The organism is Streptomyces lanatus (assembly GCF_014655715.1).
In the GTDB taxonomy this organism is placed as follows: Bacteria; Actinomycetota; Actinomycetes; order Streptomycetales; family Streptomycetaceae; genus Streptomyces; species Streptomyces lanatus.
In genome coordinates this window covers 1-15,388 of record NZ_BNBM01000026.1, presented here as the reverse complement: position 1 = coordinate 15,388, position 15,388 = coordinate 1, and the positions used below count along the sequence as shown (strand labels likewise).

Sequence of the window (15,388 nt, the reverse complement as noted above, 5' to 3'; positions counted from 1 at the left end):
CATGACGCTGAGTCGTGTGTCAATCACAAGTAGCCCGGCTGTCGAGGGCCGCCCTTCGGGCGTCGACGTTCATCCAGAAGGCCAGCTCATCTGAGGCGAAGCCGCATGGAGGGCGGGATGCGCCCTCACCCCGACCGTGCCTGTTACCGAAAAGTGACCTTTCCGGGCCGTTGTCGCCCCGGAAACACGGCCTTAGTGTCACCGAAACGTCGAAGCGCGTCGACTGGAGTCGAATCGCTCCCGCCCTGCCGACACGAGACCACCGGACGACGCAGCGTCGGCCCGCCCGCCGGACGGCTCCACGCAAACGAAGGGCCGCAACGACATGAGCCTTGAGCTGAACCGCCGAGCCGTCCTGCGGACCTCCCCATCAGTAGCTCCGGCGAAGTCCGGCAGACCAACTCCGGCTTCGGCGAAGGGCAATCCCCGCACTTTCGTCGCGCTGGACAAGGCCCGCGGAATCGCCTTCTGGAGCCGGCCGGCCGGACCGCTGCTTGTGCGCAGGCCCCGCACGGACCCGCACCCGAAAGGCAAGGACCCGTCATGACCCATGCCCCGCACCTCTCCCGCCGAGGCGTGCTGGCCGCAGGCGCGGCCACGGCCGCACTCCCCCTGCTCGCCCCTTCCGGTGCGTCCGCCGCATCCGTCACATCCGCCGCATCCGCCCGCGGGGCCGGGAAGGTCCGACACACGCCCTACACCTTCCGCAACGCCGAGATGGTCGGCGGCGGCTTCGTCACAGGCATCGTCTTCAACCAGCGCGAGCCCGGACTGGTGTATGCCCGGACCGACATCGGCGGCGCCTACCGCCTCGACACGAAGTCCAGACGGTGGATCCCCCTCACCGACTGGATCGGCTGGGACGAGTACGGACACACCGGCATCATCAGCATCGCCACTGACGAGGTCGACCCCGACCGCGTCTACCTGGCGGCGGGCACCTACACCATGCCCGAATGGGACCCGAGCATGGCGGCGATCCTGCGCTCGACCGACCGCGGCCGCACCTGGAAGACCACTCCCCTGCCGTTCCGGCTGGGCGGCAACATGCCCGGCCGGGGCATCGGCGAGCGGCTGGTGATCGACCCCAACCGCAACAGGATCCTCTACCTGGGAGTGCGCGGGGGCCACGGGCTGTGGCGCAGCACCGACCACGGCAAGACCTTCGCGAAGGTCGCCAACTTCCCCAACGTCGGCAACTTCGTCATCGACCCCACCGACCCCGACGGCTACAACGGCGACAACCTGGGCGTGCTGCAAGTCGTCTTCGACAAGCGCACCGGCAGACCTGGGAAGGCCACCCGGACCCTCTACGTCACCGTCGCCGACAAGGACAACATCCTGTACCGGTCGACCGACGCGGGAGCGACCTGGGAACGCGTCCCCGGGCAGCCCACCGGATTCATCCCGCACCACGCGGTCTTCGACCACGTCGGCGGCCACCTGTACCTGGCGACCAGCGACACCGCCGGCCCCTACGACGGGTCCAAGGGCGACGTGTGGAAGCTGGACACCGCCACCGACACCTGGACCCGCATCAGCCCGGTCCCGTCCACCAGCGACGACAACAAGTACGGCTACAGCGGCCTGACCATCGACCGGCAGAACCCGGACACCCTGATGGTGTCCACCCAGGTCAAGTGGTACCCAGACTGCCTCCTCTTCCGCTCCACGGACGGCGGCGCGAGCTGGACCCCCGCGTGGGAACTGGGCACGAACTCCGAGCGCACCCTGCGCTACGACATCGACATCTCCGCCGCTCCCTGGCTGACCTGGAACGCCTCGCCGTCGCTGCCCGAGATGACCCCCAAGCTGGGCTGGATGATGGAGTCCGTCCAGATCGACCCCTTCGACTCCGACCACTTCGTGTACGGAACCGGCGCGACGATCTACGGCGCCGACAACCTGACCGACTGGGACAGCGACCGCACGGTGCACCTGTCCGTGCGGGCCCAGGGGTTGGAGGAAACCGCTGTCATGTGTGTGATCAGCCCGCCCGTCGGCCCGGCGCATCTCTTCTCCGGCGTCGGCGACGTCGGCGGCTTCCGGCACACGGATTTCCGCAAGGCGCCGAAGATGTACGACAGCCCGACCTTCGGCGGCACCCCAGCCCTCGACTACGCGGAGCTGGCGCCCCACACCATCGTGCGGGTCGGCCACCCCACCAGCGGCTGGACCCAGCACTTCGCCATCTCCGCCGACAGCGGAGCAACCTGGACGCCGTCGGGCAGTGAGCCGTCCGGCGTCACCGGGCCCGGAGCCGAGGACCAGGCCGTCGCCATCAGCGCCGACGGCAGGCGGATCGTCTGGTCACCGGCCGGTGCGCCGGTCAGCTGGTCCGACGACCACGGAGCGACCTGGACGGCGTCGAAGGGCCTGCCGACCGGGGCTTCGGTGCGCTCGGACCGGGTGAACCCGGCGAAGTTCTACGCCTACGACGCCGGCGCCTTCTACCTCAGCACGGACGGCGGCAAGGGCTTCAAGGCCACGGCGGCGACCGGTCTGCCCACCGCGGGGAACGTCCGGTTCAAGCCGGTACCGGGCCGCGAGGGTGACATCTGGCTGGCCGGCGGCACCACCAAGCCCGCCACCCCCACACCGTACGGGCTGTGGCGGTCGACCGACTCCGGAACGTCCTTCACCAGGTTCGAGGCGGTGGACCAGGGCGACGTCGTCGGATTCGGCAAGGCCGCGCCGGGCGCCAAGTACCCCGCCGTCTACACCAGCTCCAAGATCCACGGCGTGCGCGGCATCTTCCGGTCCGACGACGCGGGCCGGACCTGGACCCGCATCAACGACGACCGCCACCAGTACGCCTGGACCGGCAACACCATGACCGGAGACCCCCGGATCCACGGTCGCGTCTACTTCGGGACCAACGGACGCGGAGTCATCTACGGCGACCCGAAGTGAGGTCTGACTCCCGGTCACCGCGCTCCGCACCCCCGGTCCCGAAGGGGAGACAGACGTAGCCCTGCCGCCAGGGCAGGACGACCGACTTCTCCTCTCCTGTGTGATCCCCCCACTCAGCACACACTCCGGAGGGCTGATGAAATTCCGTATCGGCTGGGCCGCGCTCCTCGCGGCGCTGGCTCTCGTCCTCACCCTGCCGAACTCGGCAGTGGCAGCGTCACAGACGTACTGGTTCAAGCACTACTCGACCGGCGGCAACGCCTCGACGTGGTACGCCAACGACAACTCCTGGGGCGTGAACGCCTCGACCGGCACCGGCTTCGTCGCCATGGTCAACGGCAAGGACTGGGGCTGGTCGTCCCCGGTGACCACACTCCCCAAGAAGATCGGCGCCGTCAGCCCCAACAACAACTCGTGGTTCAGCCAGTCGGCGTGGCCGAAGTCCGGCTCGCGGTACAACGCCACGTACGACATCTTCATCGACCCCTACCCCGAGCCGAACAACCGCAACTCCAAGACCGAGCTGATGATCTGGCTCAACTGGTCCAACACCCAGCCGCTGGCCGACCGCTACGACGGGAACGGAAACGCGATCCCGACCGTGACCAATGTCACCCTGGGCGGCCGCAGCTGGGACATCTACGACTACAACTGGCCGAACGGCGACCACACCCTCAGCTTCCTGGACAGGAGCAGGTCCGGCTGGTGGTCCGGCAGCCTCACCCCGTTCTTCAACTACGGCCTGAACAAGGGCCTCTACACCAACGACCACTACCTCAACAGCGTCATGGCCGGCTGGGAATTCGGGCCGGGCGACTACACGGCTCACTCCTGGGGCGCCGTGGGCTTCTGACGCCGCGCTGCCCTTGTGCATCACCGCGCCGCACACCACCGTGCTCGCCGTCGAGTTCGACGGCGAGCACGGCCTGCACCGAGACACCGGCCCCACAGCCCGGCCACTGACCTGGAAAGGACACCATGGAGAACGAACAGCGGAGCTTCCGCTGGGGTCACGACGCCCTGCACCTCGAGTTCGTCCTCGGCGACGACGGCAGCGCCCGTCTGGCGCATCTCGGACTGCCCGGCGAAGCGGGCGGCGACCCCGGTGCGTCCCTGCCGCTGGTCGAGGTGACGGCCGCAGGGCAGGGCCGCGGCTGGTCGGGCAGCCGTCTGATCGGGACCGCTCTCGGCGGGCGGCTGCGCCACCGGGCCCACCACGCGGCCCGCGACGGCGACTGGCACACGCTGACCGTGCATCTCCATGACCCGGAAACCGGGTTGGCCGCGGAGGTGACCTACCGGTCGCCGGACGGCATCCCCGTGCTCCGCGGCGAAGTGATCCTGCGCAACGAAGGGCGGACCACACTGCACCTGGAGTCGGTCAGCTCGCTCACGGTGGGCTGCCTCACCCCGCGGGACCCGGCGGCCGTCGACGCCGCCGACCTGCTGTGGGCGGACAACGACTGGCTCGCCGAGTGCCGCTGGCAGCGACAGCCGATGCGCCGCACCACACCCGGCGTCAGCGGACGCGTGAAGTACGGGCACGGCAAGGCCGGCTTCGCCCTGAACGGCCAGGGCACCTGGTCCAGTTGCGGACACCTGCCCATGGGCGGCCTCACGGACCGGCGTACCGGCCGCAGTTGGGTGTGGCAGATCGAGCACAACGGCGGCGGTTGGCGCTGGGAGTGCCAAGAACACGACCGGGCGGCCTACGCGGCACTGTTCGGGCCCACCGACGCCCACCACGGCTGGCGCCACCCCCTGGAACCCGGCGCCGCCTTCCGCACCGTACCCGCCGCCCTGTCCTTCAGCGCCGACGGCGGCCCCGACGCCGCGTTCGCCGCGCTGACCCGCTACCGCCGCGCCCACCGCCGCCCGCACGCCGACCACCGGCGTCTGCCCGTCATCTTCAACGACTACATGAACTGCCTGATGGGCGACCCCACCACCGACAAGCTGCTGCCGCTGATCGACGCGGCGGCCGAGGCCGGCGCCGAGTACTTCGTCATCGACGCGGGCTGGTACGACGGCGACAACGGCGGCTGGTGGACCACCGTCGGCGCCTGGGAACCGGCCGCCTCCCGCTTCCCCGGCGAGAAGGGGATCCACGAGGTGCTGGAGCGCATCCGCGAACGCGGTATGGTGCCCGGCCTGTGGCTGGAGCCGGAAGTCATCGGCGTCGACAGCCCCATGGCCAAGTCCCTGCCCGACGAGGCGTTCTTCCGCCGCGACGGCGTCCGCCTCACGGAGACCGGCCGGCACCACCTGGACCTGCGTCACCCGGCCGCCCGTGCCCACCTGGACCAGGTCGTGGACCGCCTGGTCGGCGAGTGGGGCGTCGGCTATCTCAAGCTCGACCACAACATCGACCCCGGCTCCGGCACCAGCGCCCACCCCGGCGAGACCCCGGGCGCCGGTCTGCTCGGCCACAACCGGGCGCACCTCGACTGGCTCGACGGCATCCTGGACCGCCATCCGCACCTGGTGGTGGAGAACTGCGCCTCGGGCGGCATGCGCTGGGACCACGCCCTGCTGTCGCGGCTGCAACTGCAGTCCACCAGCGACCAGCAGAACCTGCGGCTCTACGCGCCCATCGCGGCCTCCGCGCCCACCGCCGTCACCCCCGAGCAGGGCGCCGTGTGGGCCTATCCGCAGCCGGAGGACTCCCTCGACGAGGTCGCCTTCACCATGGCCGGCGCCCTCCTCGGCCGCATCCACCTCTCCGGCCACCTGCCGGAACTGGGGCCCGAGGCCCGCGCCCTGGTCCACGAGGCGGTCGCCGCATACAAGACCATCCGCGCCGACCTGGCGGAAGCCGTGCCGTCCTGGCCACTCGGCCTTCCCGGCTGGGACGACCCCTGGATCGCCCTGGCCCTGCACACCCCCGCCACCACCTACCTCACCGTCTGGCGCCGCCCGGGCGGTGCGGCCACCACCACCCTCCGGCTGCCCGAACAGTCGGGCGGCGCGGCCCGTGCCGAGGTGCTGTACCCCGCCGCGGGTCAGGCCGTTGCCGTCTGGAACCCGGACACCGCCGACCTCAACGTGACCCTGCCCACCGCGCCCTCCGCGGCGCTGCTTCGCATCACCCGCACGCAGCCGGACGCTCGCTGAGTACCGTGCCCGCTGCCCACCCGACGAAAGGACGACCAAGGGTGCCCGCCCAGAACCAGCCCGCCCGCGCCACCAACCCCGTGCTCCCCGGGTTCCACCCCGACCCGAGCATCTGCCGGGTCGGCGACGACTACTACCTCGCCTGCTCCAGCTTCGAGTACTTCCCCGGCGTACCCCTCTTCCACAGCCGCGACCTCGTGCACTGGCGGCAGATCGGCAACGCCCTGGACCGGCCGGAGCAGTTGCGTCTGCCGGCCTCCATGCCGTCCTCGGGCGGCATCTACGCCCCCACCCTGCGCCACCACGACGGCCGCTTCTGGCTGATCGTCACCAACTGCAGCGAGGGCGGCGGCAACCTGATCGTCACCGCCACCGACCCGGCCGGACCATGGTCGGATCCGATCCGGGCGCCGGGCGTACCGGGCATCGATCCCGACCTGGCCTGGGACGAGGACGGCACCTGCTGGTGCACCGTCGCCGGTGTCGCACAGGTCCGCCTCGACCCGTCCACCGGGCAGACGTACGGCACACCGCAGGGGCTCTGGTCCGGCGGCCCCGGCGCCAAGGCCCCGGAGGCACCGCACCTCTACCGGATCGGCGACTACTGGTACCTGCTCATCGCCGAGGGCGGCACCGAACGCGGCCACGGCGTGTCCATCGCCCGCGGCCCAGCGCCGACCGGCCCCTTCGAGCCGTGCCCGGCCAACCCCGTCCTCACCCACCGCGGCACCGACCACCCCATCCAGAACACCGGCCACGCCGACCTGGTCCAGGGCCCCGACGGCTCGTGGTGGATGGTCTTCCTCGGCGTACGGCCGCGCGGCGGCACCCCCGGCTGGCACGTGCTCGGCCGCGAGACCTTCCTGGCACCCGTGACCTGGGAGGACGACTGGCCCGTCGTCGGCGAGGTCGGCACGGACCTCTCCACGCTCCCGTGGCCGCTCTCCCCCGTCCCCGTCGAGGAAGGGCGCGACGACTTCGAGCTCAGCGAACTCGGGCCGGCCTGGATCTCCGTGCGGGACCGCCCCGCCGAGCTGTGCACCACCAAGGAGCGCCCCGGATGGCTGACGCTCCATGCGCGGGGCGGCTCCCTGGACGAACCCGACGCGGTGTTCACCGGCCGCCGCCAGCAGCACCTCAACTGCCGGGCCCGTACCCTGGTCGACCCGGAGCAGGGTCGCGGCGGCCTCGCTGTCCGCCTCGACGAGCGGCACCACTACGCGATCGAGGCGTCCGGGACGGAGGTACGGGTGATCGCGCGCGTCGGCTCCCTGCGCACGGTCGTGGCCGAACAAGCCGTACCCGCAGGGCCACTGGTCCTCGCCCTCACCATTTCGGACCCACCGCCTCCGCACGGACCGCGCACCGGACCCGACATCGTCTCCCTCGGCATCGAGCAACCCGACGGCACGTTCACCGAACTCGCGGCCCTCGACGGCCGTTACCTGTCGACCGAGGTCGCCGGCGGCTTCACCGGCCGCGTCATCGGCATGTACGCGGCCGAGGGCGCCGTCCACTTCGACTGGTTCCACTACGAACCCCTCGAAGGCTGAACCGACCGGGGCGAACACCTGGTCAGAGGCTGTAGGCCGTCGGTGGGGCGGCGATGTGTCCTTCGTCGAACGCGGCCCAGGCGACGGGATGTCCGGCGGAGCAGCCCGAGCAGGTGGTGACCCGGTGCGTCAGGCTGCCCTGCGCCGGTTCCGGCGAGTTCTGAGGGATGAAGACGGTCGCGCGGGAACATGCGAGGGCGTACGACATGGCGGGCCGTAGCTGAATCCCAGAGCGACGCGCAGGTCCGCCTCGATACGCCGGAGCATGTCGTCGACGAAGGTGACGTCCTCCCCGCCGTTGTTGGCCCAGCCGTTGTTGAGGCCTTGGGACGCCACCAGAAAAGGCGGTTCGAAATTTCGTGAGCGATTCGGAAACACCAAGCTTCACGGATATTAGAGAGGCCGCCAACCATGTCAAGACCTACCACCGAACCGCCTTTCACGACGCGGCTTTCAGGACCTTGAAAGACGATATGTCTTTGCCTTCCTGACATTTCGAGGCTTCGAATGTTTCGAGACATCCAACGACTCATGCGAGGGGTATTGACGAGACTCATCGACCTCCTATCATCCTGGGTGCTCGACAAGTCGATCCATGTTCGAGATCGCGCATACAGAGCAGCCACTCCGCACGAACCGAGCAGGGCACCTCCGGGCAACTCCAGCCATCACGGCTGGACCACAGAAGGAGAACGCCACCCGTGCATATGTCATGGCCTCATCAAGCCCCGCTCCTCGCGGCCGCGGCCGCCTACACCAACCCGGTGATCTGGCAGGACTTCGCGGACATCGACATCATCCGCGTCGGCGACACCTTCTATGCCTCGGCCTCGACCATGCACTACTCGCCCGGTGCACCCGTCCTGCGTTCGTACGACCTGGTGCACTGGGAGATCGCCGGTCACTCGGTGCCGGTGCTGGACTTCGGCGCCAAGTACGACCTCAACGGCGCCCGTGGCTACGTCCGGGGAATCTGGGCCTCGTCGCTGGCCTACCGGCCGGGCAACCGGACCTTCTACTGGCTCGGCCAGATCGACTTCGCCCGGACCTTCGTCTACACCGCCACCGCCGTCGAGGGACCGTGGAGCAGGCTGACGACGATCAGCACCCCGTACTACGACGCGGGGCTGCTCGTCGACACCGACGACACCCTCTACGTGGCCTACGGGAACACCACCATCAGCGTGGCCCAACTCTCGCCCGACGGCCGCGAACAGGTCCGCACGCAGCAGGTGTTCACCACACCGTCCGGGGTCGGCACCCTCGAGGGATCCCGCTTCTACAAGATCAACGGGCAGTACTACATCTTCCTGACCCGGCCCGCGAACGGCCAGTACATCCTGAAGTCGTCGAGCGGCCCCTTCGGTCCGTACACGATGCGACAGGTCCTCCTCGATCTGCACGGGCCGATCCCCGGCGGTGGCGTCCCGCACCAGGGCGGACTGGTGCAGACGCAGAGCGGTGCCTGGTACTACATGGCCTTCGTCGACGCCTACCCCGGCGGCCGGATGCCCGCCCTGGCGCCCGTCACCTGGACCTCGGACGGTTGGCCCGTCGTGCGACTCGTGGACGGCGCATGGGGCACCTCCTATCCCAGCCCCGTCGTGCCCACGCCACCGCGCGAGGTCACCCCCATGACCGGCGTGGACACCTTCGACGGCACGACCCTCAGCCCGAGATGGGAGTGGAACCACAACCCGGACAACACCAAGTGGTCGCTCGGCAACGGCCTGACCCTGCGGACCGCGACCGTCACCGACGACCTCTACTGGGCCCGCAACACCCTCACGCACCGCATCCAGGGCCCCACCTCCACCGCCACCGTCCAGCTCGACCACTCCGCGATGCGGGACGGCGACCGGGCCGGACTCGCGCTGCTGCGTGACTCCTCCGCCTGGATCGGCCTCAAGCGCGACGGCGGCAGGACGCGAGTGGTGATGGTCAACGGGCTGACCATGGACGGCAACTGGAACACCACCGGCACCGGCACCGAGGTCGCGAGCGCGCCCGTCCCGGGCGGCCCCATCTGGCTGCGCGCGACCGCGGACGTCCGCCCCGGCACGGCACGCCCCGGCACCTTCTCCTACAGCACCGACGGCACCACCTTCACCCGCCTCGGACCCGCCTTCGCCATGGGCAACGACTGGCGGTTCTTCATGGGCTACCGGTTCGCCCTCTTCAACCACGCCACACAGGCGCTCGACGGCGCGGTCCGCGTCACGCGGTTCGAGCTGTCCACCCCCTGAACGATCGGAGGTTCGCACACCTACCCCCCACCCGACCGTACGAGGAGAACCATGAACCCGCTGAAACGGCTCGGCCGTCGCCGAGCCTCGGTGTTATCCCTGCTGGCCGTCGGCGCACTGGTGACACCCGTCGCCGCGACCGCCGCACCCGACGCCGTCCGCGCCTCTACCCTGGGCGCCCAAGCGGCCCAGTCAGGACGCTACTTCGGAACCGCTGTGGCCGCGGGCCGGCTCGGGGACGGCACGTACACCGGCATCCTGGACCGTGAGTTCAACTCGGTCACGCCCGAGAACGAGATGAAGTGGGACGCGACCGAGCCGTCGCGCGGGCAGTTCACCTTCGGCGCCGCCGACCAGATCGCGAACCGCGCGCAGGCCCGCGGTCAGCGCCTGCGCGGCCACACCCTGGTGTGGCACTCCCAACTGCCCGGCTGGGTCAGCTCCATCAGGGACGCGAACACCCTGCGCGGCGTGATGAACAACCACATCACCACCGTCATGAACCGCTACAAGGGCCGGATCCACTCCTGGGACGTGGTCAACGAGGCCTTCGCCGACGGCGGCAGCGGCCAGCACCGCCCCTCGGTGTTCCAGAACCTGCTGGGCGACGGCTTCATCGAGCAGGCGTTCCGCACCGCGCGATCCGCCGACCCGGCGGCCAAGCTCTGCTACAACGACTACAACATCGAGAACTGGAGCGACGCCAAGACCCAGGGCGTCTACCGCATGGTGCGCGACTTCAAGGCGCGCGGCGTGCCCATCGACTGCGTCGGCCTCCAGGCCCACTTCGGCACCGGCGGCCCGCCCTCCAACTTCCAGACCACGCTGTCGAACTTCGCCGCCCTCGGCGTGGACGTCCAGATCACCGAACTGGACATCGCGCAGGCCTCGCCGACCGCGTACGCCAACACGGTCAGGGCCTGCATGAACGTCGCGCGCTGCACCGGCATCACCGTCTGGGGCATCCGCGACAGCGACTCCTGGCGAGCCACCGAGAACCCGCTGCTGTTCGACCGGGGCGGCAACAAGAAGCCTGCGTACAACGCGGTGCTCACCGCGCTGGGCGGTACACCCGCGGCACCCGCAGCACGCCCGCCCACCGCCAACCGCGGCACACCCGCCGCCCCGCGCGGTGCCACCGACGCCGCCGCTCTGCCCAGCCGTTACTCGTGGAGCTCCAGCGGGACGCTGATCGCGCCGAAGCCGGACGCCACCCACAACATCGCCGGGATCAAGGACCCGACGGTCGTCCAGTACAACGGCAAGTACCACGTGTTCGCGAGCGTCGCCAGCTCCTCCGGATACAACCTGGTCTACCTGAACTTCACCGACTGGTCCCAGGCCGGCTCGGCCACGCACCACTACCTGGACCGCACCGCCATCGGCTCCGGCTACCGGGCCGCACCGCAGGTCTTCTACCACGCCCAGCAACGCCTGTGGTACCTCGTCTACCAGACCAGCAACGCCTCGTTCTCCACCAACCCCGACATCAGCAACCCCAACGGGTGGAGCGCCCCGCGCAACTTCTACGCGTCGATGCCCGACATCATCCGGCAGAACATCGGCAACGGCCACTGGGTCGACATGTGGGTGATCTGCGACAGCGCCAACTGCTACCTGTTCTCCTCCGACGACAACGGACACCTGTACCGCTCCCAGACGGCCGCCGGCCAGTTCCCCAACGGATTCACCAACACCGTCATCGCGGCCCAGGACTCCAAGTACGCCCTGTTCGAAGCGAGCAACGTGTACAAGGTGCACGGCACCAACCAGTACCTGCTCCTCGTCGAGGCCATCGGCTCCGACGGCCGACGCTACTTCCGCTCCTGGACCTCAGGCAGCCTGGCCGGCTCCTGGACGCCCCTGGCCGCGTCCGAGAGCAACCCGTTCGCCCGGGCCAACAACGTCACCTTCCCCTCCGGCGCCTGGACCCGGGACATCAGCCACGGCGAGATGATCCGCGCCGGATACGACCAGACCCTCACCATCCCCTCCTGCCGGCTCCAGTACCTCTACCAAGGCATGAACCCCAACGCGGGCGGCGACTACAACCTCCTCCCATGGCGGCTCGGCCTCCTCACCCAGACCAACTCGACCTGCTGACCGACCGTGCCGTGGGGAGCGCTTCCGGCGGGAGCGTTCCCCACGCCCACCGCCGACCTCCGGACGCACCCCTCGTCAGATGTCAGAAAGCCGAGGTACCCGTCATGCGCCGCAGACTCCTCGCCTTGGCGGCAGCGCTCTCCTCACTGCCGCTGGCCCTCGCCGCCGCCCCGTCCGCCCACGCGGCCGACCCGACGACCATGACCAACGGGTTCTATGTAGACCCCGACTCCAGCGCGAAGCGGTGGGTCGCCGGCAACCCCGGTGACGGCCGGACACCCGCGATCAACGCCTCCATCGCCAACACACCGACGGCCCGCTGGTTCGGCTCCTGGAGCGGCACCATCGGCGCCGCCACCGGCGCGTACGTCGGCGCCGCGGACGCCCGCGACAAGCTGCCCCTCCTCGTCGCCTACAACATCTACAACCGCGACTACTGCGGCGGGCACTCCGCGGGCGGAGCCTCCTCGCCGTCCGCCTACGCGAGCTGGATCGCCCAGTTCGCGGGCGGGATCGCCGGCCGCCCCGCCGTCGTTGTCCTCGAACCGGACTCCCTCGGGGACTACGGCTGCATGAACCAGGCCCAGATCGACGAACGTGAGGGCATGCTCACCGGCGCGCTCGCCGAGTTCAACCGTCAGGCCCCCAACACCTGGGTCTACCTCGACGCCGGCAACCCGGCCTGGGCGAGCGCGGCGACCATGGCCCGGCGCCTTCACGAAGCGGGCCTGCGGCAGGCCCACGGTTTCTCGCTCAACGTCTCCAACTACCTGACCACGGCCGAGAACACCGCGTACGGCGCCGCCGTCAACAGTGAACTCGGCGCCCGGTACGGCTACACCAAGCCGTTCGTCGTGGACACCAGCCGCAACGGCAACGGCTCCAACGGCCAGTGGTGCAACCCCTCTGGCCGCCGTATCGGCACCCCCACGCAGCTGGGCGGAGGCGCCGAGATGCTCTTGTGGATCAAGGTCCCTGGCGAGTCCGACGGCAACTGCGGTGTGGGAACCGGCACTTCGGCCGGACAGTTCCTCCCGGAGGTCGCCTACAAGATGATCTACGGTTACTAGGGCAGCGCCCGCCACGACACGACCCGGCGATGCCGCAGCGTCCCGTGTGACGGCCGAGGCCCGCACGAGAGCCCCCGCGAGACGGCACGCCAGTGCCGCTGACGGGCCTCATCCACGTGTGGTGGGACGCGCCGGGCAACTACGTGACCAGTCAGTCATGCCAATGGAAGCGTCGAAGCGCTTCACCACCGGCCATCCCCCGGCCGCGCCGGATTCCAGAAAGGACACCGTCATGTCCCGGAAGTCCAAAAAGAGAAGCGTCAGAGATGTACTGGTAGCCCTGCTGATGGCGATCTCGCCGCTGATCGCGGCGCTCGTCCTGACCGGCGCCTCGGCCACCACCGCGTCGGCCGCGTCACTGACCGAGGTGACCAACTTCGGCAGCAACCCCGGAAACCTGCGGATGTACGTCTACAAGCCCGACAACGCTCCGGCACGCCCAGCGGTGCTGGTGGCAGTGCACTACTGCACCGGCACGGCCCCCACCTTCTACTCCAACACGGAGTTCGCCCGCCTGGCCGACCAGTACGGGTTCATCGTCGTCTACCCGGACGCGAACGTCAGCGGGCAGTGCTTCGACGTCTCCTCGCCCCAGGCGCTCAAGCATGACGGGGGCAGCGACCCCACGAGCATCGCCCAGATGGTCCGGTACACCCTGCAGAACATGAACGCCGACCCCGGCCGGGTCTACGTCACCGGCGCCTCGTCCGGCGCGATGACGACCAATGTCCTGCTCGGCGACTACCCCGATCTGTTCAAGGCCGGTGCGGCATTCATGGGTGTGCCGTTCGGCTGCTTCGCCACCACCGACGGCTCCGGCTGGAACAGCGACTGCGCCACCGGCAAGATCACCAAGACCCCGCAGGAGTGGGGCGACCTCGTCCGGGGCGCCTACCCGGGGTACACCGGCGCCCGGCCGCGGATGCAGCTGTGGCACGGTACCGAGGACGAAGCGCTGAACTACGTGAACTTCGGTGAAGAGATCAAGCAGTGGACCAATGTGCTCGGGGTGAGCCAGACTCCGGTCTTCACCGACTCCCCGCAGTCCGGCTGGACCCGCACCCGCTACGGCTCCGCCGGCGCGCAGGCACCGGTCGAGGCGCACAGCTTCCAGGGTGTCGGGCACTCCCTGCCCGCCAGCGGTATGGCGGGCAGGGCCATCACCTTCTTCGGACTCGACGGCTCCGGCGGGACCACCACAGGTCCGGTCCACGCCACCGGCTCGAGCAAGTGCCTTGACGTACCCGGCTCTTCGCAGACCAACGGCACCCAGACGCAGATCTGGGACTGCAACGGCGGCACCAACCAGACCTGGACCAGCACGTCGACCAAGCAGCTCACCGTCTACAGCGGCGCAAAGTGCCTCGACGCGACCGGCACCGCGGCCGCCGCCAAAGTCGCGATATGGGACTGCAACGGCGGCACCAACCAGCAATGGAACCTCAACTCCAACGGCACCATCACCAGCGTCCAGTCAGGCCTGTGTCTGGATGTGACCGGTGCCTCCACCGCCAGCGGCGCAACGGTCGCACTGTGGGACTGCAACGGCGGCACCAACCAGCAGTGGCGCCTCGGCTGACGGCACCGTCCAGGACTGAGAGGGCTTCTCGAAACCACACTCGGTTTCGAGAAGCCCTCCAAGCTCACACCCCCGGTACTGGCCTCCTCCCCCGCCCGCGCCCGGCGGGCAGACGAGCGACCCACTCCGGCGGACCGAGCAGATCCCTCCGCCAGGGGGAAGCAGAGGTGGTGACGGGAGCCACGGCGAAGAGTTCGACCAGGTTGCTGCCCGGCACCGATGTTCTCCCGGGATCCGAGCCCGGAGAGGGCTCGGATCCCGGGCGCGGGGTTCATCCGGCGGTCAGAGTGGTCCACTTCTGGTTGGAGCCGCCGTTGCAGTCCCACAGCACGAGCTGTGTGCCGTCGGTCGTGGAGGAGCCCGGAAGGTCGAGGCAGCGGCCGGAGGCGGGGTTGCGGTAGCCGCCGTTGTAGGGCTGCCAGACCTGGTTGGCACCGCCGTGGCAGGTCCAGGTCTGTACCCTGGTGCCGTTGGCGGTGGCCCCGCCGGCGGCGTCGAGGCACTTGCCCAGGGAGCGCAGGGTGCCGTCGGTGTAGGCGGACCAGTACTGGTTGGCGCTGTCGCCGCAGCTCCACGTCTGGACGGCGGTCCCGTCGGCGGTGTTGGCGCCGTTGACGTCCATGCACTTGCCGGCGATGCCGGACTGCACGCGGGCGGGCGCGGGGGCGGGGTTCTTCAGCCACCCGGCGCTGTCAGCGGACTGGACACCGCGGTGGAAGGCGTCGGCCATCTTCTGGTAGCCCGAGTCATTGGGATGCAGGGGGTCGGCCAGGTCGGCCGTGGTCAGGCTGCTCATGTCGACGAATGCGA

The 15,388-nt window shown here is 69.6% G+C and carries 9 protein-coding genes and 1 pseudogene; 8 read left to right on the top strand and 2 right to left on the bottom strand.

Annotated features, from left to right (window positions below; all coding sequences use genetic code 11):
* The first annotated feature begins 543 nt into the window (after positions 1 to 543).
* The 4 genes from IE325_RS42600 to IE325_RS42585 all read left to right on the top strand — a co-directional run bounded on the left by IE325_RS42600 (position 544) and on the right by IE325_RS42585 (position 7,580).
* On the top strand, positions 544 to 2,913 hold the full coding sequence (locus IE325_RS42600) for a sialidase family protein (RefSeq protein ID WP_190075584.1): 2,370 nt from the start codon (positions 544 to 546) through the stop codon (positions 2,911 to 2,913).
* Between the two features lie 136 nt (positions 2,914 to 3,049).
* Positions 3,050 to 3,766 (top strand): GH12 family glycosyl hydrolase domain-containing protein, encoded by a 717-nt coding sequence (locus IE325_RS42595; protein ID WP_190075583.1) that lies wholly within the window; start codon positions 3,050 to 3,052, stop codon positions 3,764 to 3,766.
* Positions 3,767 to 3,891: 125 nt separating this feature from the next.
* On the top strand, positions 3,892 to 6,027 hold the full coding sequence (locus tag IE325_RS42590; protein WP_190075582.1) for an alpha-galactosidase: 2,136 nt from the start codon (positions 3,892 to 3,894) through the stop codon (positions 6,025 to 6,027).
* 41 nt (positions 6,028 to 6,068) lie between these two features.
* Entirely contained in the window at positions 6,069 to 7,580 is a 1,512-nt protein-coding gene (locus tag IE325_RS42585) for a glycoside hydrolase family 43 protein (protein WP_190075581.1), read from the top strand.
* Positions 7,581 to 7,623: 43 nt separating this feature from the next.
* On the opposite strand, the pseudogene IE325_RS42580 reads toward IE325_RS42585, so the two are convergent.
* A pseudogene (locus tag IE325_RS42580) lies at positions 7,624 to 7,916 on the bottom strand (cellulose binding domain-containing protein); the annotation flags it as partial.
* Positions 7,917 to 8,287: 371 nt separating this feature from the next.
* Here IE325_RS42580 and IE325_RS42575 point away from each other — a divergent pair.
* From IE325_RS42575 to IE325_RS42560, 4 genes are all read left to right on the top strand, one after another.
* On the top strand, positions 8,288 to 9,826 hold the full coding sequence (locus IE325_RS42575; protein WP_190075672.1) for a glycoside hydrolase family 43 protein: 1,539 nt from the start codon (positions 8,288 to 8,290) through the stop codon (positions 9,824 to 9,826).
* A 51-nt stretch (positions 9,827 to 9,877) separates the two neighbouring features.
* Positions 9,878 to 11,929, top strand: coding sequence for a glycoside hydrolase (locus IE325_RS42570; RefSeq protein ID WP_190075580.1), 2,052 nt, complete (start codon positions 9,878 to 9,880; stop codon positions 11,927 to 11,929).
* A gap of 104 nt (positions 11,930 to 12,033) precedes the next feature.
* Positions 12,034 to 12,999: a glycoside hydrolase family 6 protein gene (locus IE325_RS42565; protein WP_190075579.1), complete on the top strand. Its 966-nt coding sequence runs from the start codon at positions 12,034 to 12,036 to the stop codon at positions 12,997 to 12,999.
* A 232-nt stretch (positions 13,000 to 13,231) separates the two neighbouring features.
* Positions 13,232 to 14,578: an extracellular catalytic domain type 1 short-chain-length polyhydroxyalkanoate depolymerase gene (locus tag IE325_RS42560; protein ID WP_190075578.1), complete on the top strand. Its 1,347-nt coding sequence runs from the start codon at positions 13,232 to 13,234 to the stop codon at positions 14,576 to 14,578.
* A 271-nt stretch (positions 14,579 to 14,849) separates the two neighbouring features.
* Here IE325_RS42560 and IE325_RS42555 read toward each other — a convergent pair.
* On the bottom strand, positions 14,850 to 15,388 hold a 539-nt coding region (locus tag IE325_RS42555; RefSeq protein WP_190075577.1), incomplete at its 5' end, for a ricin-type beta-trefoil lectin domain protein.